The sequence below is a fragment of the Croceivirga sp. JEA036 genome, from assembly GCF_011882165.1.
Classification (GTDB): domain Bacteria; phylum Bacteroidota; class Bacteroidia; order Flavobacteriales; family Flavobacteriaceae; genus Croceivirga.
On record NZ_JAATON010000003.1, the window covers coordinates 451,482 to 473,414 of the forward strand.

At 34.7% G+C, this 21,933-nt stretch carries 17 protein-coding genes and 1 tRNA gene; 12 read left to right on the forward strand and 6 right to left on the reverse strand.

The window, feature by feature from the left end; genetic code table 11:
• Window positions 1-249: 249 nt before the first annotated feature.
• The 3 genes from HCO57_RS10485 to mce all read right to left on the reverse strand — a co-directional run bounded on the left by HCO57_RS10485 (window position 250) and on the right by mce (window position 1,881).
• Window positions 250-957, reverse strand: coding sequence for a hypothetical protein (locus tag HCO57_RS10485; protein ID WP_209066148.1), 708 nt, complete (start codon window positions 955-957; stop codon window positions 250-252).
• A 385-nt stretch (window positions 958-1,342) separates the two neighbouring features.
• Window positions 1,343-1,419 (reverse strand) — tRNA-Ile (locus HCO57_RS10490).
• A gap of 57 nt (window positions 1,420-1,476) precedes the next feature.
• Window positions 1,477-1,881, reverse strand: a complete 405-nt coding sequence (gene mce, locus HCO57_RS10495; protein ID WP_167988991.1) for a methylmalonyl-CoA epimerase — start codon at window positions 1,879-1,881, stop codon at window positions 1,477-1,479.
• A 69-nt stretch (window positions 1,882-1,950) separates the two neighbouring features.
• On the opposite strand from mce, the gene rbfA reads away from it, so the two are divergent.
• Both rbfA and HCO57_RS10505 read left to right on the forward strand, forming a co-directional pair.
• A complete protein-coding gene (rbfA, locus tag HCO57_RS10500) occupies window positions 1,951-2,346 on the forward strand; it encodes a 30S ribosome-binding factor RbfA (protein ID WP_136950328.1) in 396 nt (131 codons plus the stop codon).
• 3 nt (window positions 2,347-2,349) lie between these two features.
• Window positions 2,350-3,564 carry an ABC transporter permease gene (locus tag HCO57_RS10505; RefSeq protein ID WP_167988992.1) on the forward strand — a complete coding sequence of 405 codons (1,215 nt, stop codon included), beginning with the start codon at window positions 2,350-2,352 and terminating at the stop codon, window positions 3,562-3,564.
• On the opposite strand, the gene dusB is transcribed toward HCO57_RS10505, so the two are convergent.
• Window positions 3,561-4,553 (reverse strand): tRNA dihydrouridine synthase DusB, encoded by a 993-nt coding sequence (dusB, locus tag HCO57_RS10510; RefSeq protein ID WP_167988993.1) that lies wholly within the window; start codon window positions 4,551-4,553, stop codon window positions 3,561-3,563. The genes HCO57_RS10505 and dusB overlap by 4 nt on opposite strands.
• Window positions 4,554-4,599: 46 nt before the next feature.
• Window positions 4,600-7,017: an outer membrane beta-barrel family protein gene (locus HCO57_RS10515; RefSeq protein WP_167988994.1), complete on the reverse strand. Its 2,418-nt coding sequence runs from the start codon at window positions 7,015-7,017 to the stop codon at window positions 4,600-4,602.
• Between the two features lie 182 nt (window positions 7,018-7,199).
• Here HCO57_RS10515 and lepA point away from each other — a divergent pair, with 182 nt between their 5' ends.
• Window positions 7,200-8,996, forward strand: coding sequence for a translation elongation factor 4 (gene lepA, locus HCO57_RS10520; protein WP_136950324.1), 1,797 nt, complete (start codon window positions 7,200-7,202; stop codon window positions 8,994-8,996).
• Window positions 8,997-9,031: 35 nt separating this feature from the next.
• On the opposite strand, the gene HCO57_RS10525 is transcribed toward lepA, so the two are convergent.
• Window positions 9,032-10,897: a cation:proton antiporter gene (locus HCO57_RS10525; RefSeq protein WP_167988995.1), complete on the reverse strand. Its 1,866-nt coding sequence runs from the start codon at window positions 10,895-10,897 to the stop codon at window positions 9,032-9,034.
• A 190-nt stretch (window positions 10,898-11,087) separates the two neighbouring features.
• Here HCO57_RS10525 and HCO57_RS10530 point away from each other — a divergent pair, with 190 nt between their 5' ends.
• The 9 genes from HCO57_RS10530 to HCO57_RS10570 all read left to right on the forward strand — a co-directional run bounded on the left by HCO57_RS10530 (window position 11,088) and on the right by HCO57_RS10570 (window position 21,912).
• The gene (locus HCO57_RS10530; protein ID WP_167988996.1) at window positions 11,088-11,951 is read left to right on the forward strand and encodes an MBL fold metallo-hydrolase; all 864 of its coding nucleotides are present in this window, start codon (window positions 11,088-11,090) and stop codon (window positions 11,949-11,951) included.
• 19 nt (window positions 11,952-11,970) lie between these two features.
• Window positions 11,971-13,614 carry a S8 family peptidase gene (locus tag HCO57_RS10535; RefSeq protein WP_167988997.1) on the forward strand — a complete coding sequence of 548 codons (1,644 nt, stop codon included), beginning with the start codon at window positions 11,971-11,973 and terminating at the stop codon, window positions 13,612-13,614.
• Between the two features lies 1 nt (window position 13,615).
• Window positions 13,616-15,475: a M1 family metallopeptidase gene (locus HCO57_RS10540; protein ID WP_167988998.1), complete on the forward strand. Its 1,860-nt coding sequence runs from the start codon at window positions 13,616-13,618 to the stop codon at window positions 15,473-15,475.
• A 67-nt stretch (window positions 15,476-15,542) separates the two neighbouring features.
• Complete coding sequence (rnpA, locus tag HCO57_RS10545) at window positions 15,543-15,929, forward strand: ribonuclease P protein component (RefSeq protein ID WP_167988999.1); 387 nt, start codon at window positions 15,543-15,545, stop codon at window positions 15,927-15,929.
• Window positions 15,913-17,541, forward strand: coding sequence for a S41 family peptidase (locus tag HCO57_RS10550; protein ID WP_167989000.1), 1,629 nt, complete (start codon window positions 15,913-15,915; stop codon window positions 17,539-17,541). Before rnpA ends, HCO57_RS10550 begins: the two co-directional genes overlap by 17 nt.
• Before the next feature lie 95 nt (window positions 17,542-17,636).
• A complete protein-coding gene (locus HCO57_RS10555; protein WP_167989001.1) occupies window positions 17,637-19,541 on the forward strand; it encodes a PAS domain-containing protein in 1,905 nt (634 codons plus the stop codon).
• Window positions 19,542-19,639: 98 nt separating this feature from the next.
• Window positions 19,640-20,029 (forward strand): response regulator, encoded by a 390-nt coding sequence (locus HCO57_RS10560; RefSeq protein ID WP_167989002.1) that lies wholly within the window; start codon window positions 19,640-19,642, stop codon window positions 20,027-20,029.
• A gap of 54 nt (window positions 20,030-20,083) precedes the next feature.
• On the forward strand, window positions 20,084-21,319 hold the full coding sequence (gene dcm / locus HCO57_RS10565) for a DNA (cytosine-5-)-methyltransferase (protein ID WP_167989003.1): 1,236 nt from the start codon (window positions 20,084-20,086) through the stop codon (window positions 21,317-21,319).
• Complete coding sequence (locus tag HCO57_RS10570) at window positions 21,319-21,912, forward strand: hypothetical protein (RefSeq protein WP_167989004.1); 594 nt, start codon at window positions 21,319-21,321, stop codon at window positions 21,910-21,912. Before dcm ends, HCO57_RS10570 begins: the two co-directional genes overlap by 1 nt.
• The last annotated feature ends 21 nt before the right edge of the window (window positions 21,913-21,933 follow it).

A 21,933-nucleotide genomic window follows, 5' to 3' on the forward strand; every position in this document is an offset into this window, starting at 1 on the left:
TTGGTGTTTTAAAATTAAAAAATGTTCGGATGTTAGTCAATATAAACCACAACGGTTGGGCTAAGCGTAGTGCGGAGGCAATGAAACTTTTCGTTTCCGTCTGCGCACGAAGCTAAAGCTTTTGGTTTAGTTTTATTTTTTCTTGTCCAAAGCTAAATCCCAAAGATTTAGCGACATTATAAATATACAGAGACCTTTCGGTTTTGCCTTAAAGTCCGCATTACGTTTAGGCATTGTTAGCAGTAGTATTTATGCAACCCAGAGTGTATTCCTATCTACAATTTTCCATTTTCCATCCTCTTTAACACAGAATATTATTTCTCCTGAACCGCATAAATCACCACATAAAAAATCAAAGTAGAATATAGCTTTATTATTCTGTTGGTTTATTTTGAAATCCGAGAAGCGAATTGAAGCAAAGTACCTGTATTCTGAACTATTCCAATATTCCTTTTTTTCTTTTTCTAGTTGCCTTAAATCTTCAATAACATATCGACCTTTTTCATATAGTTTGTCCAATTCCAATTTCCCTTTTTTAAATTTGGTGCTATCTATCAATTGAATTAAAAGGTTGTCAAAATCTTTTGAATGAAGAGAGTCTTTATAATGCATTCTGGGAAATGACGAATTATTTGAATACCAATCCTTAAATTCTCTCTTTGGGTTAAGATGATAAGGCTCAATTCCTATTACCAAGTCCGCTTTTTCCAATTTAGGATTGTCAAACGCCTCGTCGAATTTTTCTTTCTCAATATGGTAGTTTAACGAATCTTGTTTGTTTTCTGCATATTCTAAGGGCATTGGTGGAATTGGAAGTTTTTCGTAATAATATTCAGTTCCCACTAACTCAATAAATATATCATTTAGTAATTCCATTTCCGAAATAGTATTCTCCAATTTTGGCGAACAATTTGCCAAAAGAAAGAATAGATTAAAAATTAGAACTAGTTTTTTCATATTACTGCTAACAATTGAATATCCGTCATGTAATGGATAGCTCTTTTGTATAAAACTACTAAATCTTAGACGGGAAGAAAATCCTTTTTCTTGGAACTTTTGATTACCAAGGTTATTCTGAATAATTACCCGTATAAATTGAAACATTCCTTGACTAAAACAACCATTTAATGGATAAAAACTTATTATTCAATAAGATAGAATATAATTTCCACGTACTTTATACCAATGAGCAATTTGAAGTTTGTCGTACTCTACTCTAAAAAATCATTCAAACAAATAAGAATTCATCAAATACAAAATGAATTATTGAATAATTAAAAGAACTTTTTTTGCCACCCTTAAAATAAAAAACCCTTCTAAATCAAAGACTTAGAAGGGCTGTTGGTGGTCCCACCTGGGCTCGAACCAGGGACCAACTGATTATGAGTCAGCTACTCTAACCAACTGAGCTATAGGACCTATTTCTAGGGGTGCAAAATTAAATTTTATTTTTTATTACACCAAAATAATTTGAGCTTATTCCGTTATTTCTTGGCACAACTCTATTAACACACCATTAGTGGTTTTAGGGTGTAAAAAGGCAACCCATTTATTATCCGCGCCTTTTTTGGGAGATTCATTCAATACCGTAAAACCCTCTTTCTTTAATCTTTCAATTTCCTTTTCTATGTTTTCTACAGCAAAAGCAACATGGTGTACCCCCTCTCCTTTCTTTTCTATAAACTTAGCTATAGGGCTATCTGCTTGGGTAGCCCCTAATAACTCTATTTTATTAGGTCCACTTTTAAAAAAAGAAGTTTTTACCCCTTCTGATGCAACTTCTTCTATCTTATAGTGCTTTGTTCCTAATAATTTTGCGAACAATTCATTAGAAGCCTCTAAATCTTTTACAGCTATTCCTAAATGTTCTATCTTGTTCATATTCTTAAATTTTTATTTAAAAATACGGCAATACAATAGATTGCCAAGGAAATAGGTAATTTTGCAATTATGGAAGAAACTCAAAGACAGCGAAAGATTGCTGGCATTTTACAACAAGACCTTGCAGAGGTTTTGCAAAGAGCCGCAACGGATGGAGGATTAAAGGGGACACTAATTTCTGTTTCTAAAGTTACTATTACTACAGACCTTTCTATAGCCAAGGTTTATGTATCTATTTTTCCTTCTGACAAGGGGGATGAATTAATGAAAGGCATAACTTCTAACGAACCTTTAATTAAGCACGAACTAGCACAGCGCACAAAAAATCAATTACGGAGAGTACCTAATCTTATCTTTTATAAAGACGACTCTTTGGATTATATAGAAAAGATTGACAAATCTTTAAAGGGAGAAGAAAACCCTATTACTGACCGTAGTTTATTAGAAAAACGCAAAAAATACTAATTTTTGGGATTTTCTGCGTACATAGCAAAGCGTTATTTACGCTCCAAAAGTAGTCAGAATGCAGTAAATATCATCAATTTCATTACCTTTCTAGTTATAGTTATTGGTGCAGCTGCATTGTTTGTTGTGCTCTCTGCATTTTCTGGGCTTAAGACGTTTAGCCTTCAGTTTACCAACACATTTGACCCAGATTTAAAGGCAAGACCTACAAGTGGCAAGTTTTTCACGGTTACCCCATCTGTATTGAAGGAACTTGAAAACGCCGCTGGGGTTGCGCATTTCTCTAAAGAAATTGAGGAACGTATTTATCTTAGTTTCGAAGAGAAAAATCATATCGCTTATCTTAAAGGTATAGATGAAGCTTACCATAAGGTAACAGGAATAGATAGTACTTTATATTTTGGTAATTGGGGTGTAGCGGAAAATCAAGCCGTAATAGGTCTCGGTATTTTTAATCTTTTAGGCGGACCTTTAAATAATTACTTAAAACCTTTAAATGCAATCACTCTAAAACCCGGTAAAGGTTCAATTTCTGCAAATGCGTTAAACTCTAGAAGTTTTTATAACCAAATGCCTTTAGTGGTAAGTGGTGTTTATGCAGTTGAGGATGATTTAGATAAAAAATATGTATTTACACGATTGCCAATAGCTCAAGCATTTTTAGAAAAAGACAGTACACAAGTAAGCGGAATTAACTTTAAGCTCAATCCAAATGCAAGTATAGAAGAAGTAAAGCGAGAATTACAACAGATACTGGGAACATCTATAACTGTTGTAACCCGAAGAGAGTTAAATAGTACACTTTATAAAATGCTTAATACCGAAAATGTTGCTACCTATCTCATCTTCACTTTGGTACTGATTATAGCTTTATTCAACGTTGTTGGAGCTATAATTATGATGATTTTAGACAAACAACAGAATTCTAAAACCTTGTATGCTTTAGGTACAACCCTGCCTCAATTGCGTAATATTTATTTTTTACAGGGTTTAATGGTTACGAGTTTAGGAGGGCTAATAGGCCTAATTTTAGGCAGTGTACTAGTTTTATCTCAAATTACCTTTAAATGGCTTAAAATAACGCCTACTTTGGCTTATCCGGTAGAATTTAAACTGATAAATTTGGTAATTGTGATGGCAACTATTTTTGTATTAGGATTACTGTCCGCAAAAATTGCAAGTAGTAGAATTACCAAAAAACTAGTAGCCGCAACTTAAGCAAATTGATGGTCACCAAATTTATCTAGAACCTCCTCAAAGACATCGAATACATCCGAAGCATCATCACTAGTAACCATTTTCATTCTATATTCTTTAAAATGTGGAATACCTTTAAAGTAGTTGGTATAATGCCGGCGTGTTTCAAAAACACCTAGTTTTTCACCCTTCCAATCAATAGACATTTGTAAATGTCTGCGTGCCGCTTCTACCCTCTCCGCCATATTTGGTGATGGTAGATGTTCACCTGTTTTAAAATAATGCTTAACCTGATTAAAAAACCATGGATTGCCAATACTAGCTCTGCCTATCATAGCTCCGTCTAGACCAAAATCATCTCGCATTCGTACTGCAGCTTCTGGCGTATCCACATCTCCATTGCCAAAAATAGGTATATGCATTCTAGGATTGTTTTTAACCGCTGCTATAGGTTTCCAATCTGCTTGGCCTTTATACATTTGAACACGGGTTCTGCCGTGAATGGACAATGCTTTTATACCCACGTCTTGTAAGCGTTCCGCAACCTCAACAATTTTTATAGTGTTGCTATCCCAACCTAATCTAGTTTTAACAGTTACAGGTAGTTTGGTACGCTTTACCATAGCCTCCGTGAGCTTAACCATTAAAGGAATATCTCTTAAAATGCCTGCTCCTGCATTTTTACAAACCACTTTTTTAACAGGGCAACCAAAATTGATATCTATTATATCTGGATTAGATTTCTCCACAATATCTACCGCCTCTAACATAGAATCTAATTCCGAACCAAAAATCTGTATACCTACTGGGCGTTCTTTCTCATAGATATCTAATTTCATAACGCTTTTAGCGGCGTCTCTAATCAACCCTTCTGACGAAATGAATTCTGTATACACCACGTCTGCACCATTTTCCTTGCATAGCGCTCTAAACGGCGGGTCACTAACATCTTCCATGGGAGCAAGAAGTAGCGGAAAATCAGGCAGTTGTATGTCTCCTATTTTTGGCAATTTTCTTTTTTTTGGAAAGCAAAATTACAAAAAACCAATAGAATACTTAATCCTTTAAACGGTCGCGTTCATTTTTATTAATGGCCCTTTCATTATTTGATAATCTGTAATTACCAAAATTATAGGTAAAGCCTAGTCTTAAAAATCTAGTTTCTTCCCGGGAATAATAATAGTTATCTTGATTTAGGTATTTAGAAGTCATCCTAGGATTTGCTTTTTTAAGTACATCTTCAATTTGTACTGAAATGCTGGCTCTATTTTTCCATAAATTTTTTCTAAAACCTATATTTAAATTGGTTGTGGCAGACTGTACATAGGAGCCAAAAATGAATTCTGAAAGATGTGTTAAGGATATTTCTCCAGTAAAAGAACCGTCTTTAGATAAGGTTAAATAATTACCTAAATACAAATAAACTCCATCAACTTTATTTTTATATGGAACGTTACCGCTCTCGATAGCCAAAAATGTTTCGTCTTCGTAAAAGAAGGAAGCATAGCCGTAAAAGTACCAAGAACTTAACAACGATTTACTAACCGTAAAATCTAATCCGTAAGAAGTGCTTTCTAATACATTTTGGTTTATCGATTTCTTTATTCTTAATTCATTGTCTTGAAACTCCAACGGACTAATATAGGCCCCGTTGTCTCTGTAATAAAAATCTATAAAGTATTCTCCATTTATGGTATAATTAAAATTGAAATTGTTAGTGAAGTGTGGCACTAAATTAGGGTTACCCTCGCTAAAGTCATTTTCATTAATAAATAACCTAAATGGATTTAAATCTTGATATTTAGGCCTTGTTACTCCTCTATTATAATCTATGGAAAAGCTATTATTCTCGTTTGGTGCATAGGTTAAAAACACGGATGGGAATAATTCAAAAAAATTCTGATTATTTTGTTGACCCAAGGATAAGCTATTACCTACCGCATCTGTATATTCTCCCCTTACACCAATTTTGGTAGAAAATTTATCCCAAGAATTAATGTAAGTAAGATAGGCTGCATAAACCTTTTCATCGTATTCAAAATTATCAGATAGCGCAGCCGTAACATTTTGATCTTCTCCTTGGAAATTATAATAATCCACAAGGTTGTCAGAATTTATTCCTGCAAATTTAATTCCTGTTTCAATAGAACCAGATCCTATAGGCTGTTCATAATCTAATTGAGATGTAAAGATTGTTATGTCTTGTTCCTCTTCTGTGGTAAAACTAAATGAACGTGTTAAGTTTCCAGATGGTGAAAAATAATTAGATCCAAGATTTTGGGTTTGACTATGATTAAAGCTTGTAATATGTGCATTTAAGGTTAATTTACTACCTAATTTTGTAAAATTACGCTCATAAGTACCATCTAGCGCAATGTTCAGTCTATCAGTATCAACCTCTCTTAATGAATTAAATGTAGAATCTAAAGTTTTATTACGGTTAAATATAAATGCATCCAGTAAGCGATTATTCTTTTTGTTTGGGTCTATGACCACATTAGAGGTAAAGTTTAATTTATTGTTTTCATCTATTGTGTAGTCCAAAGATGTATTTAAATTATGTACTCTTGACTTCGTAATTACATCAGAATTGCTAAACCAACTAGAATACGTCTCATTATTTTCATCTTTATAGTTAACACCTGTGCCTGATCTAAATATTTCCTTTTTAGGACTAAAATTATAATTAGCGAAAACATTTACTTTTTCGGTTTGGTAATAGTGACTTGTTCCTAAAGAATATTTAGGGAATACCGCTTGCGTATAACTACCGTTAACACTACCCTTATAACCTGCAACTAATCCTTTACTTGTTACAATATTGATAATTGCTCCTGAATTTGCATCGTAATTAGATGGTGGAGTAGCCATCACTTCTACTGCTTTTATGTTAACACCAGAATAACCCTCCAATAAATCTTGTAATTCGTTTTCTGACAAATGCACTTTTCTATTATTGATATAAATAGAAGCTTTTTTACCTTTTACTAATAAGTTTCCTTGATTTTCTATTACCCCTGGAGTATTCCTCAATATACTCCAGCTGTCTCCAGAAGATACAACCGTGTTCTCTACGTTAAAAACAAGCCTATCTGCTAATCGATTTACCGTTGGTCTTTTCTGGGTAACCACCACTTCCTCTAACTCATTTGTATCGCTTTGTAATATAATAGCTCCAAGATTGTAATCCTTATTTAAGAAATGAAAAATATATTCAGAATACAACCCTACATAACTAGCCCTTACCAAAATACTATCACTCTTTACGGCCTGGAATAAGAATTTTCCATTCTCATCTGCAGATACTCCGCCTATGTAACTAGTATCCTTCGCTTTATACATTAGAACATTGGCAAACGGAACCTGTTCTGCCTGGGCATTAATTATCTCGCCATGTAATTTATATTCTTGAGAAAGAAGGACTTTAGTACTCAAAAACAGGCCCAATAAAAGGGCATAACGTAGGTTTAGCATATTTGATTAGTGGTTAACACCCAAATCTAATGAATATAAGTCGTTCAAAAAAACAGAACAATTATTTCAAGGTTTAAGATTACTAAAAGCTTTTTTAACCTAATTTTTATCGGTAATTTCTTAAAAAAGATTAGAACACAACTACCTTGTAGTATCTTTGCCCTCTAAAAATCATTCGTTGAATGAAGCATATTCGTAATTTTTGCATCATTGCACATATTGACCATGGTAAAAGTACCTTGGCAGATAGACTATTAGATTTTACTGGTTCTGTAACTGAAAGGGAAAAACAAGATCAGTTGCTAGATAGTATGGACCTAGAGCGGGAGCGTGGTATTACTATTAAAAGTCACGCTATACAAATGGAATACGTTTATCAAGGTGAAACTTATGTGTTGAATTTGATAGACACCCCTGGACACGTAGATTTTTCTTATGAAGTTTCTAGGTCTATCGCAGCCTGTGAAGGAGCACTTTTAGTGGTAGATGCAGCGCAAAGTATACAAGCCCAGACCATATCTAATTTGTATTTAGCATTGGAGAACGACTTAGAAATTATTCCTGTTCTCAACAAAGTTGACCTACCTAGTGCTAATCCAGAAGAAGTTACAGATGATATTGTAGATTTATTGGGTTGTGCACCAGAAGATGTTATCCCTGCTAGTGCCAAAACTGGACTTGGTATTGAAGAAATACTTTCTGCTATCATAGAACGTATTCCATCACCAACAGGAACGGTAGAAGCGCCATTACAAGCTCTGGTTTTTGATTCGGTTTACAATCCGTTTAGAGGGGTAGAAACTTACTTCAGAATTTTAAATGGAGAACTTAAGAAGGGGCAGAAAATTAAGTTCATGGCCACAGGAAAGTCTTATTTTGCAGATGAAATTGGGACACTTAAACTTGTTCAACATCCTAAGCAAAAAATTTCTACTGGTGATGTTGGTTATTTAATAACAGGTATAAAAGATGCCCGTGAGGTAAAAGTAGGTGACACGATAACCCTGACGGAAAACCCTTCTGAAAAAGCAATCGCTGGTTTTGAAGATGTAAAACCAATGGTTTTTGCTGGTATTTATCCGGTTGATACAGAGGATTTTGAAGAGCTACGGTCTTCAATGGAGAAATTGCAGTTAAATGATGCTTCTTTGGTTTTTGCACCAGAAAGTAGTGCGGCACTTGGATTTGGATTCCGTTGTGGATTCCTAGGCATGTTACACATGGAAATTATTCAAGAGCGTTTGGAGCGCGAATTTGATATGACGGTAATTACCACCGTACCCAATGTTAGTTACCACGCCTTTACAACAAAGAATACCGACCAGATTGTAATTGTAAATAATCCTTCAGATTTACCAGATCCTTCTACCTTAGACCGTGTAGAGGAACCTTATATAAAAGCAACAATTATTACTAAATCTGATTTTGTAGGTAATGTAATGTCCTTGTGTATAGATAAAAGAGGGCAAATTACCAATCAGACTTACTTAACTCCAGAACGTGTGGAGTTGTCTTTTGACATGCCTCTGGCAGAAATTGTTTTCGATTTTTACGATCGATTAAAAACTGTTTCTAAAGGATACGCATCTTTTGATTATACACCTATTGGTATGCGAGCATCTAAATTGGTGCGAGTAGATATTTTGTTGAATGCACAACCAGTAGATGCTTTATCTGCTTTGGTACATTTTGATAACGCACAAACCATTGGTAAAAAAATGTGCGAAAAACTAAAAGAGCTTATCCCGAGACAACAATTTGATATTCCGATACAAGCGGCTATTGGCGCTAAGATTATTTCTAGAGAAACAATCAAAGCACTGAGAAAAGATGTAACCGCAAAATGTTATGGTGGAGACATCTCTAGAAAAAGAAAACTGTTAGAAAAACAAAAGAAAGGTAAAAAACGTATGCGCCAAGTGGGTAACGTAGAAATACCGCAACAAGCATTTATGGCAGTTCTTAAACTGAACGATTAATTAAAAAGCGACGAAATTTCGTCGCTTTTTTGTTTTTATCCTATTTCCGAATTTAATTTTTTGTTCTGCTGCTCTTCTGTAAAAGTGAATTCTTTCCCTAAATACACCAGCTTACTACCCTCTTTAATATTGGTGAATTCTTTACTAAAAGAAGGGATAATAGTTAAATCTCCATCTGGTTCTTTTAGAAAAATAGGAATTATATCATTGTCTGCCTTCGTCAATTCTATCATAGCTTCATAATGTTCCCTATCCTTTATTTCTACTTCATGAATAGTGGCATTTTTACGGGCAGTTTCTGTTAGTTTGATAAAATCATCTGTATGAGAGAACAATCCTTCTTTAGGATTGTTATCCGGATTACTCATTTCATCCGTATCTACCAATCTAAATGCACCATTTTCACCAAATTGTGCGGTAAACTTATCTATAGCAAACTTATTGATGTCTGAGTTTCCTGTTAAAGCCATTAAATATCCCATATCATTGAGCTCAATATTATCTACTAGCGTGTCAGAATAAATATTAGCCACAAATGCTTCTAGACCCAACTTTTTAGCTTTATCTATGTTAGATTGATTACTGTCTATAAGAACTACGTGTCTTTTATTCTTTTTTAAATAGCTCGCAATCAATCTAGAAACTTTAGAAGCTCCAACAATTAAAATACCTTCAGATTTAGTCAAGAAAACGCCTACCAAACGTGCAAAAACCCGCGCTGTTGTCGCATTTAAAAGAACGGTTCCTAAAACAATCATAAAAACCAAGGGAGTTATATATTCTGCTCCTGGTTCTCCTTTGGCTAAAAGTTTAGATCCAAATAAAGAAGCAATACCCGCCGCAACAATACCTCTTGGACCAACCCAACTTATAAACAACTTTTCTTTTAGTTTTAAATTGGATCCTTGAGTGCTTAAAAATACGCCTATAGGCCTAACTAGGAATACCACAATAGCAAATAACCAAACCGTATTCCAGGACATTAAAAGCTCTAAATCTTGAATGTTAATATTAGCAGCTAAAAGAATAAATAAAATAGAAATCAATAATACACTCAGTGATTCTTTAAAGTAAAGCAACTCCTTTAAATTAGGCAGATTCATATTCCCTAAAACCATACCCATGACCACCACGGCTAATAATCCAGATTCATGCGCAAAAAGATCTGATTCTACAAAGACCAATAGTACCGCAGAGAGTGATACTACATTCATTAAATAATGCGGTATAAAATTTCGTTTTATTGCAAATGCTAAAGCATGGGCAAACGTAAAGCCAAACGTAGTCCCAAAAAGAATAATTTTACCAAACTCTATTAGTGCAGTTTGGGTGTATCCAGAACCTTCTCCTACACTTATAAATTCAAATACTAAAACCGCTACCAATGCCCCAATTGGATCAATCAAAATACCTTCCCACTTTAAAACAGTAGATATATCTTTTTTTAAGGGTATATTCCTTAAAATTGGAGTTATAACAGTTGGCCCAGTAACTATAATTAAGGCAGAAAACAAAAAAGAAAGCTGCCAAGACAATTCAAAAATATAATGTGCTGCCACCCCAGCACCAAAGAATGTAACTACAGATCCAATAGTGATTAGCTTTGTAATCACAGGTCCTACATTGGCAATTTCTGAGCGTTTAAGCGTAAGTCCACCTTCAAACAGTATAATACTAATAGCTAAAGAAACAAAATAATACAATCCTTCTCCGGGAAAAAGTCCTTTCTCGCCGTTCCAAATAGGTTCAATAAGTTTTAAATGGTCTTCCGTGTACAAAGAAGCTATTGGCCCAACTAGTAATCCTATAAGAATCAAGGGTAAAATAGCTGGTAATTTTAAACGCCAGGCTACCCATTGTGCAATGATTCCAAGTATAATTATTCCGGCTAATTCAACCATTTTTAGATTTTTTGGTAAAATAGGGTTTTTCTTTCAATTTCGTATATCTTCAAACTTGTGGAATACCCTTTTTGCATTGAGCTTATAAATCTATCTTTACCTTTTGTTAAAAAAGAAATAATAAAGTTGGGTTTTTACGGTCTTTAGATCGCGGTTTCTTATTTTGTGCGTCATTTTTAGTATTTACTGCATGACTCTATACCCCATAGAAACTGGAAATTTTAAGTTAGATGGTGGCGCCATGTTTGGCGTGGTTCCTAAAAGTATTTGGCAAAAGACGAATCCTGCAGATGCCAATAACCAAATAGATATTGGAGCAAGAAGCCTTTTAATTGAAGATGGAGACCGCTTAACCCTCATAGATACTGGTTTGGGTGATAAGCAATCTGACAAATTTTTTAGCTATTACAACCGTTGGGGAGATGATAGTATTGCCAAGTCTTTGGCTAATCATGGTTTTGCCATGGAAGATGTTACAGACGTGTTTTTAACGCATTTACACTTTGACCATTGCGGAGGTTGTATACAATGGAACAAGGACCATACTGGCTACGAGCCAGCCTTTAAAAATGCTAAGTTCTGGACTAACAAGGCGCATTGGCAGTGGGCAACGGAGCCAAATGCAAGAGAAAAGGCCTCATTTTTAAAAGAAAATCTTTTGCCCATGCAAGAAAGTGGGCAATTGCATTTTATTGAGCGAACAGGAGAGACATTTCAGCAGCAATCAGAGCTTAACTTTGGCATCTATTTTTTTGATGGTCATACAGAAAAACAAATGTTGCCCCAACTTACCTACAAGGGCAAAAAAATTGTTTTTATGGCAGATTTATTTGCCACGGTAGGCCATATTCCTTTACCCTACGTTATGGGCTACGATACTAGACCTTTGCTTACCTTAAAAGAAAAGGATGCATTTTTGCAAAAAGCTGTAGCGGATAATCTCTACATTTTCTTTGAGCACGATGCCCATAATGAAATCTGCACCTTAAAGCAAACAGAAAAGGGTGTACGCTTAAATCAAACTTATAGTTTTGACGAACTATTTAATGAATAAATCTTAAACTAACACTAACATGATAAAAATTGTAAAACCCCTATTGCCACTTTTTGCTGGTTTAACATTGGTAGGTTGTGGTTCTACTACCTTAATTTCTACACCTGTAGAAAATATAGACACCTTACCACTAAAAGTTGCCGACTTAACCGATGCAGAAAAAAAATCTTGGGGGCATAAAGATTTAATTAAGGATACCATTCCAGGCATGAGTGTAGACAGAGCTTATGCAGAATTGCTAAATGGTAAAAAAGGGAAAACCGTAATTGTCGCAGTTTTAGATTCTGGGATGGACTTAGAACATGAGGATTTAAAACCCGTTTTGTGGACCAATACCGATGAAATTCCAAATAATGGTAAGGATGATGATAACAATGGGTATGTAGATGATATTCACGGTTATAACTTTTTAGGAGAATCTTATAACGAGCAACTAGAATATGCACGTATGCTTCGTTTAAATCTGGGTGATGCATCTTCCTTGGCTAAGGCAAAGTCTCTGTTAGAAAAGGAAAAAGCAGAAACTATCCAAAGTAAGCAACAGTATGAACAAATATTGCAAGTAGTTACTCAGGCTGATATGGTCATGAAAGAGAAACTGGGCAAGGAAACGTATACTAAAGAAGAGGTAATGAAAGTTAAAGCGGATAGCGAGCAACTACAGCAAGCAGCATCTGTTTTAAACTTTGTTTTCCAAAATGGAGAAAATGTAAAAGACGTACTCAAAGAACTTAATGGAGCGGTCACCTACTTTACAGAAAAACTAAATTATAACATCAATGTAGATTTTAACGGTAGAGAAATTGTAGGTGATAATCCTTATGATATTACAGATTTGGGTTACGGTAATGGCAATCCTAATAATCGTGTAGAAGACGAATCTCACGGCACCCATGTAGCAGGTATCATTGCTGCTGTAAGAAACAATGGTAAGGGGGTTAATGGTGTGGCCAATAATGTAAAAATTATGAGCATAAGAGCAGTACCAAATGGTGATGAATATGATAAAGACATTGCATTAGGCATCAGGTATGCAGTAGACAATGGTGCAGAAATTATCAACTGTAGTTTTGGTAAATCTTTTTCTCCTAAAGCAGAATGGGTATATGAGGCTTTAGCGTACGCTGCTTCTAAAAATGTTCTAATTGTACATGCCGCAGGTAATGACGGTAACGATTTAGATGATGCTACCAATACCAATTACCCTAACGACCATAAATACGGCGGTAAAGAATTTACAGATAACGTAATTACCGTTGGTGCTTTGGCTCCAAAATACGGTTCTAAAATGGTAGCTGGTTTTTCTAACTATGGCAGTGCAAACGTAGATGTTTTTGCTCCTGGGGCAGAAATTTATTCTACCATACCTTCTAACGCTTATAAATTTGAAGGTGGCACCTCTATGGCTGCCCCTGCTGTCGCTGGCGTTGCAGCACTTATAAAATCACATTATCCAAATCTTAAAGCCAACCAAGTAAAGCAAATTATCATGCAATCTGGGGTTACCACTAAAACCAATGTTATTTTAGCTAATGACCCTTCTAAAAATAGACCCTTTGGCAATGTTTCTAAATCTGGCAAAATGGTGAACGCCTATAATGCTTTAGTACTAGCAGAAAGTGTTTCTAAAGGAAAAATTACACTAGACCAAAACGCAGAATAATATGATCAATCTAATTAAGAAATTAACATTTTTAGTGGTTTGTGGGGTATCTTCTCTACTTATCGCCCAAAACAACACGGAATATTGGCAACAACATGTGGATTACACCATGGACGTACAGATGGATGTAGAAACCTACCAATATACGGGTACACAAAAATTGGTATATACCAATAATTCTCCAGACCAATTAAATCGAGTGTATTACCATCTATATTTCAATGCTTTTCAGCCAGATAGTGAAATGGATGCCAGATTGCGCACCATTAAAGACGGAGATAAAAGAATGTTGAATGATGATGGTACTAGTAGAATAACCAATCTATCACCTAGTGAAATTGGTTATTTGCATGCAACAACCCTCACCCAAGATGGTGTAAATGTTACGTTTAATGAGGAAGGAACCATTTTAGTAGTAGATTTAGCTAAACCTATTGCTCCAGGTGCTAAAACTACCCTAGAGATGGAATTTAAAGGGCAAGTGCCTTTACAAATAAGACGTTCTGGTAGAAATAGTGCAGAAGGTGTTGCTTTAAGCATGAGTCAATGGTATCCAAAATTATCAGAGTATGATTTTGAAGGGTGGCATCCTAATCCCTACATCGCAAGAGAGTTTCATGGTGTTTGGGGAGATTTTGATGTAAAACTTACGCTCGATAAAAAGTATACTGTTGGGGGTACAGGTTATTTACAAAATCCAGATGAGGTAGGTCACGGTTACGAAACCCCTGGAACTAAAGTAAAAACCAAAGGAAAAACACTAACATGGCACTTTAAAGCTCCAATGGTTCACGATTTTATGTGGGCAGCTGATCCAGAATATGTACATGATGTTGTTCCTATGGAAAATGGCCCAACTCTACATTTTTTATATAAAAACAAACCAGAATTACAAAAAAATTGGAAAGACCTACAGCCAAAAACCGTGGCAGCAATGGAGTTCTTTAGCAAAAACGTAGGAAAATATCCTTATGAACAATACTCTGTAATCCAAGGTGGTGATGGCGGTATGGAATATGCCATGAGTACTTTGATTACGGGAGAAAGAAGCTTTGGTAGCCTAGTTGGTGTAATGGTTCATGAAATGGCGCACTCGTGGTTCCAACATATTTTAGCCACTAACGAGTCTAAACATTCTTGGATGGACGAAGGGTTTACCTCCTTTATTAGCAGTTTGTGTATGAACCAGATTATGGAGCAAAACAAAGAAAACCCTTTTGAGGGCTCTTACAAAGGGTACTACGCTCTTGTAAAGTCTGGTAAAGAACAACCGCAAACTACGCATGCAGACCGTTACCACTTAAATTTTGCTTATGGTATTGCAGCCTATAGTAAAGGCTCTGTATTCTTATCACAATTAGGCTATGTAATTGGGCAAGATAAGCTTATGGAAACATTACAAAAATATTTTGAAGACTTTAAGTTTAAACACCCTGTCCCTAATGACATTAAACGTACAGCAGAAAAGGTATCTGGCATAGAGTTAGATTGGTATCTTACAGATTGGACTCAAACAACAAATACAATAGATTATGCTATCAAAGAAGTTAAACCAGAGGGTAACAAAACTAAAGTAATTTTAGAACGAATTGGTTTAATGCCTATGCCTATAGACATTCTTGTGGTAGACGCAGAGGGCAAACAAGAGACTGTATACATTCCTTTGCAAATGATGCGTGGTGAAAAAGACAATCCATATCCAAATTTAGATAGAACGGTTGCTAAAGATTGGGCTTGGGCTTTCCCCACCTATGAATTGATTATAGATAAACCCTACGACCAGGTGATAGGTCTTTCTATAGATCCATCCCAATTAATGGCAGATATAGATAGAGAAAACAACGTTTGGCAAGCCAACTAAACTAAAAAAGTTAGGTCATTAAAAATCCGCTAGGTTTTGCCTTAGCGGATTTTTTACTTTTACAGCAATGGAAGAGCGATTAACAAAAAGAGAACGTTTAAAAAGTAAACTGGTTATAGACCAACTTTTTATAGAAGGTAAAAGTATAAATCAATTTCCACTTAAGCTTATTTACCTTCCATTACCAAACACTCCTGATTCTTGTTCTAAGATTATGGTAGTTGCACCCAAGAAAAAGTTTAAAAAAGCGATAGACCGTAACCGTGTTAAACGGTTACTTAGAGAGAGCTATAGGCAACAGAAAACCACCATTTTTAACAACATAAATCAGGATTTTGCGTTCGCCATTTTATACCTTGGTAAAGAAATGCCTACCTATGTGCAGATACAAAGCCAAATGGGTAAACTCTTTAGCAAATTCCATAAAAAAATCTCCGATGAGAAAACTGTATAAAAAAAGAATTCTTGTGCCTGTCATCGCCCTAGCATTTTTAATTGTAGGGAGTAGTTATAAGAGCGATTTTTTCGAGATAGCCAAACAGATAGAAATCTTTACCACCTTATTTAAGGAGTTGAACATGAATTATGTGGACGAGACCAACCCAGCAAAACTCATGGATACTGCTATAAAACATATGCTAGATGATTTGGACCCTTACACCAAGTTTTTAAATGAACAAGATGTTGAGGATTATAAGATTTCTAATGCTGGGGAATATTCAGGTATAGGAGCTTTGGTACGTTCCTATAAAGACCGTTTACTCATTGTAGAGCCTTATGAGGGCTATCCGGCTGATTTGGCTGGTTTAAAAGCTGGAGATGAAATCATCCAAATAGGAGATATTAAAGTATCCGAATTTGATGATAATGCTAGCGAATTATTAAAAGGAGCCAACGAATCGGAAATTGAAATACAATTTAAAAGACAAGGTAAAACACAAACTACAAAAATTAAAAGAGCAGGTGTAGAAGTAGATGCTGTTCCCTTTTATGACATGGTAGATGATAAAACAGGGTACATCGTTTTATCTCGTTTTAATAGAAAAGCTTCCAGCCAAACACAAGCGGCTATTATTGATTTAAAGGGTAAAGGGGCTACGCAATTAATTTTAGATTTAAGAGGAAATCCAGGAGGTTTACTATCAGAAGCTATTAACGTTACCAATCTTTTTGTTCCTAAAGGAGAATTGATAGTTACTACAAAATCCAAAGTAAAAAAGTTTAACCAAGAATATAAAACCAAAAATAAGCCGCTAGATACAGAAATTCCTCTGGTTGTATTGATTAATGGCAGAAGCGCATCTGCTAGTGAAATAGTATCCGGTGGCCTACAAGATTTGGATAGAGCTGTGGTTGTAGGAGCACGTAGTTTTGGAAAGGGCCTAGTACAGCGTCCTTTAAAATTAACTTATGGAACACAATTAAAAGTTACTATTTCTAGATATTACACACCTTCTGGTAGGTGTATACAATCTCTAGATTATTGGAACAGAGATGAGAATGGCAAAGCTGTGCGGAACACCCAATTTAATGAATTTAAAACCCGTAATGGACGTACCGTAGAAGATGGTGGCGGTGTTTTACCAGATGTACAAATAGCAGCGCTTAATAGCAACACACTTGTAGATGCTCTAGATGCTGGGAACGTTATTTTTGATTTTGCTACCGATTATTATTACAAAAATCCGCTGGGTTCTATAGCTGATTTTAATTTTACAGCAAAGGATTATGCCGCATTTAAGACTTTTGCTACCCAAGCAGATTTCAGTTTTAAAACCAAAACAGAGGTGATTTTAGAGCAACGCATAGCAGAAGAAAACAAGCTATTGGGTAAAGAAGTTCAAGAAAAGTATAAAGAATTATTGGGCACCATCAATACATCTAAATTCAAAGCTTTAGATACCTATGAGGCGGTTATTAAAAAGAAAATTACGGAAGAATTGATTCCTAGATATTTCTATAGAAAAGGGCTTTACAATTATAATTTAGAACATGATGAAGCCATACAAACTGCAACTGTTTTATTATCAGATACAAACAAGTACAAGAATATCCTTAATAATTAAAGATGATTATCTGAATATCAATATGTTTTACAATTTTTTGTAAGAATTTTACTATATTTACTCTGCAGACAGACTGAACCAATGTTTACAGTAGTATGGATAGTATCAAAAAATTGAGCAACGTATCCATAAATGGAAATAGTAGAGGTGTATTTAATAGCGCCGACAAGTCCCAATCTTACAGAATTTTCAAAACTTTTTTTGAAACTTCTTTAGACGCCATTGTGGCTATTAGCCTAGATGGGATTGTCTTAGATTGCAACCGAAACTTTATCCATTTACGGCACAAGACCAGTAAAAGACAACTCGTTGGTAAAAAATTTGAGTCGATTATTAGTGTAGAAGCTTACCGTCTATACAAAAAACACCTTTCTACGCTTTTAGCAGGTGGTACTTATCAAGATATTCGGCATAAAATTAAAGACCAAGAAACTGGTGACTATAGATACATATCTGTTAATGCATTTACTATTTCTAGCCGCACAGATAAACCAGAATTTATAGTCTTAAGTTTACGAGACATTACCAAAGAAATTTTAGCGGATAAAAAACTTAGTGAGCAACTTTTTGCATTTGAACAATGTGCAGATAGCTTCTGGACGTGGGATTTAAAACATAATCATACGCGGAATAAATCTATCCATGAAACATTGGGCTTTAAAGAAAGTGAAGTAGAAGATACCGTAGAAACTTGGTTTTCTCTTATGCACCCCCAAGATAAGATTAAAGTAGATGACCTGATAAAAAGACATATCTATACCAAAGGAAATAGCCCTTTTGAGGTAGTTCAACGCTTTAAAAATGCACAGGGTAATTATACGCATATCTACACCAGAGGTAAAGTTATTGAGTGGTCTGATGAGGGAGAGCCCTTAAAAATGATTGGTACAGAAATAGATATTACAGATAGCGTAAAAGTACCCCAGTTAGAAGAGGAGTTAACCAATAAAAGCCAAATTTTTGAACAAGTCCTGGAAAACACAATGGCTGGGTATTGGGATTGGAACATCTTAGAAAACACAGAATATTTAAGTCCTTCTTTTAAAAAAATGTTTGGGTATGAAGACCATGAGATGGAGAATACACCAGAAGCATGGCAAAAAATTATTCATCCAGACGATTTACCAGGAGTTTTTAATGTATTTAACGCCCATGTAGAAAGTAAAGGTGAAATACCTTATGACAATGAAGTTAGGTATTACCATAAAAATGGTTCTATTGTTTGGGTGTTATGTAGAGGTAAAGTAATAGAATGGGCAGAAGATGGTTCTCCTGTACGTATGGTTGGTAGCCATATAGACATAACACATCTTAAGAATCTACTCAAGAGCAATGAAGATTTAGAACGATTTGCCTATTTGGCCAGTCATGACCTACAAGAACCTTTACGTACCATTCGCGATTTTATTGCGCTTTTTGAAGAAGAGTATGGTAAAAAAATTGGTGTAGAAGGTTTAAGCTATTTAGAGTTTATCAATAACTCTTGTAACCGTATGAATGCTTTAATTAAAGGCTTATTAGAATATTCCCGTGTTGGGAGAGATAGTACCAAAACTACGGTAGACCTTAATCACGTAATTGCAGATGTTTTAAAAGATTTAAAAACAAGTATACAAACACAAAGTGCTACTATAAATTTTAAAAGATTACCTAAAGTAATAGGTAACACAGTAGAATTACATTCTCTTTTTCTTAATCTAATTGGCAACGCTTTAAAATTTAGAAAAAAAGAAGAAAACCCATTTATAGATATTACATCTAGGCGTACCAAGGGTATGATAGAAATAGCTATAAAGGACAACGGTATTGGCATACCAGAAGAAAAAGTAAATCAAGTTTTTCAAATTTTTAAAAGATTAAATAGTAAAGAAGAATTTGAAGGCACAGGCATAGGGTTAAGTCAATGCAAAAAAATTGTAGAATCTCATGACGGTTCTATTTGGGTAACCTCTAAATTTGGCCAAGGAAGCACATTTTATTTTACACTTATGGAAGCATAACCCCCCGTATTTTCCATAAATTTGATAAACCGATAGGTAAATAACACTTTTGTAACTATTCTTAAAAATACTATTAAAACGTATTAGATGTAGATTTTATGTTTGATAAGATATTATTATTGGATGATAATAAGGCAACCAATTTTATCCATACCAAATTTATACAACAAGCTAATGCTGCTAAAGAGGTAGTCACTTTCTTAACCGGGCAGAGCGCCTTAGACTATCTTAATAATACAGATGAAGTTTTTCCTAATTTGGTGATTTCTGATATTAATATGCCTACTATGGACGTGTGGGAGTTTTTAGATGCGTATAGACAAATTAATAGACCAGAAAAACAACAAGCTCGTATAATTCTACTCACTACTAGCCTATCTCAAAACGATAAAGATTTATTAGAAAAATATGAGATGGTAGACTACATCTTAGCTAAACCTATGGATAAGAAAGCGGTAGAAGGTTTAGTTGATAAATACCTGCGTTAAACACCAACATATTAACTTACTTTAAACTTAATTAACAGTTCTTATATTTACGGCATGCGTAAGTTAAAGGTATGCGAGTTATTTGCTGGTGTGGGTGGTTTTAGATTAGGTTTAGAAGCCACTAATGGTTTTGAAGTTATTTGGAGCAACCAATGGGAACCTGCTACTAAATTACAGCACGCTTCTGAGGTCTATAAAACTAAATTTACACAGACAGACCATTCTAACCAAGATATTGAAACCGTTGCTACTACAACTATTCCAGACCATGATGTATTGGTTGGTGGCTTTCCTTGCCAAGACTATTCTGTAGCATCAACCTTAAAAAGTTCTAAAGGATTATTGGGTAAAAAGGGGGTACTCTGGTGGTCTATTTACCGTATTTTAGAAGAAAAAGTAAAAAAGCCGCAATTTTTAATTCTAGAAAATGTAGACCGTCTTTTAAAATCACCCGTAAAACAACGTGGTAGAGATTTTGCAGTAATGCTTTCTGGTTTAGCCAATCTTGGCTATGCCGTAGAATGGCGTGTAATTAATGCAGCAGAATACGGAATGCCACAGCGCCGAAGGCGCGTTTTTTTTGTGGGAATTCACAAAGAATCCTCTATTTACAAACAATTAGAAAAACAAAATAGTCCCGTTTGGCTTTCTAAGCATGGTATATTAGCAAAATCTTTCCCTATACATACAAAAGAGATTAACTATCAAAATTTTAAATTAGAAAATGATTTAGTACGCTTATCTGAGCAATTTAATCTCGATAGTAAGTTATCTCCCTTTAAGAATGCAGGTATATGTTTTAATCACCATGTATGTACTGCTAAGGTTTCTCCAAATTACAAGGGACCCTATAGCGTATTACAAGATATTTTACAAAAAGAAGATGATGTAGCCCAAGAGTTTTATATACCAGAAACGCAATTACAAAAATGGAATTATCTAAAAGGAGCTAAAAAAGAAACAAGAACAACAAAAGCAGGTTTTAGTTACCAGTATACTGAAGGGAACATGACCTTTCCGGATGCATTAGACAAGCCTAGTAGAACCATTATAACAGGTGAAGGTGGCGCAGCGGCTTCTAGATTTAAACACGTAATACAGACCACTAAAGGTTTAAGAAGACTAACACCAATAGAGTTAGAACGTTTAAATATGTTTCCGGATAATCATACTAAACTAAAAGGTATAACAGATGCTAAACGTGCTTTTTTTATGGGTAATGCTCTAGTAATTGGTATCGTAGAAAAAATTGGAAAAACCCTGTTAGAACATCTTAAAACTGTTGAATAATGCAAGGTAATTTTAGACAGGATTTAGAAAAGGAAAAACAATTACAACGCTTTTTAGATATACAATACCATACACACTTAAAACAATACTCATTTAAGCGCGAGAAAGATACACAACTCCAATTAAAAGGTGTAGACTTATGGCTTATGCACAGAAAAAAGGGGACAACATTTGCGATAGATGAAAAAGCACAGCTAGATTATATAAATGATGATTTACCCACATTTGCTTTTGAACTAAATTATCTTAAAAATAACATTCCTAAAAAAGGTTGGTTTTTAGATTCCCAAAAACAAACAGATTTTTATGCTTTAGTGACTGCAATATATCAGGACGAACCTAATAACTATACTTCTTGTAAAATTACAATGGTTAATAAAAGTCTTTTATTACATGCACTGTATCAATTAAATATAGACTTATCAACAATTAAAAGACCTACTACACATGGTATGCATTTGATAAAAGGATTGCGACCTAAAACACAAGGGTATTTGTATTTAAGTAAGAAAAATAAGTGGGAACAACCTCTGAATCTGATACTTAGACTAAGTTATTTAGAAAAATTAAAAGTTGCCAAACGTTTAGTTTAATTGTTAACTACTTGTTAATCA

Bases quoted from the DNA above. Each gene is read 5' to 3' on its own strand.
- HCO57_RS10555 (WP_167989001.1), top strand. From the start codon at position 17,637: ATGGATAGTATCAAAAAATTGAGCAACGTATCCATAAATGGAAATAGT.
- HCO57_RS10560 (WP_167989002.1), top strand. From the start codon at position 19,640: ATGTTTGATAAGATATTATTATTGGATGATAATAAGGCAACCAATTTT.
- HCO57_RS10540 (WP_167988998.1), top strand. From the start codon at position 13,616: ATGATCAATCTAATTAAGAAATTAACATTTTTAGTGGTTTGTGGGGTA.
- HCO57_RS10570 (WP_167989004.1), top strand. From the start codon at position 21,319: ATGCAAGGTAATTTTAGACAGGATTTAGAAAAGGAAAAACAATTACAA.
- rnpA (WP_167988999.1), top strand. From the start codon at position 15,543: ATGGAAGAGCGATTAACAAAAAGAGAACGTTTAAAAAGTAAACTGGTT.
- dcm (WP_167989003.1), top strand. From the start codon at position 20,084: ATGCGTAAGTTAAAGGTATGCGAGTTATTTGCTGGTGTGGGTGGTTTT.
- HCO57_RS10535 (WP_167988997.1), top strand. From the start codon at position 11,971: ATGATAAAAATTGTAAAACCCCTATTGCCACTTTTTGCTGGTTTAACA.
- HCO57_RS10550 (WP_167989000.1), top strand. From the start codon at position 15,913: ATGAGAAAACTGTATAAAAAAAGAATTCTTGTGCCTGTCATCGCCCTA.
- rbfA (WP_136950328.1), top strand. From the start codon at position 1,951: ATGGAAGAAACTCAAAGACAGCGAAAGATTGCTGGCATTTTACAACAA.
- mce (WP_167988991.1), bottom strand. From the start codon at position 1,881: ATGAACAAGATAGAACATTTAGGAATAGCTGTAAAAGATTTAGAGGCT.
- HCO57_RS10530 (WP_167988996.1), top strand. From the start codon at position 11,088: ATGACTCTATACCCCATAGAAACTGGAAATTTTAAGTTAGATGGTGGC.
- HCO57_RS10485 (WP_209066148.1), bottom strand. From the start codon at position 957: ATGAAAAAACTAGTTCTAATTTTTAATCTATTCTTTCTTTTGGCAAAT.
- HCO57_RS10525 (WP_167988995.1), bottom strand. From the start codon at position 10,897: ATGGTTGAATTAGCCGGAATAATTATACTTGGAATCATTGCACAATGG.
- HCO57_RS10515 (WP_167988994.1), bottom strand. From the start codon at position 7,017: ATGCTAAACCTACGTTATGCCCTTTTATTGGGCCTGTTTTTGAGTACT.
- lepA (WP_136950324.1), top strand. From the start codon at position 7,200: ATGAAGCATATTCGTAATTTTTGCATCATTGCACATATTGACCATGGT.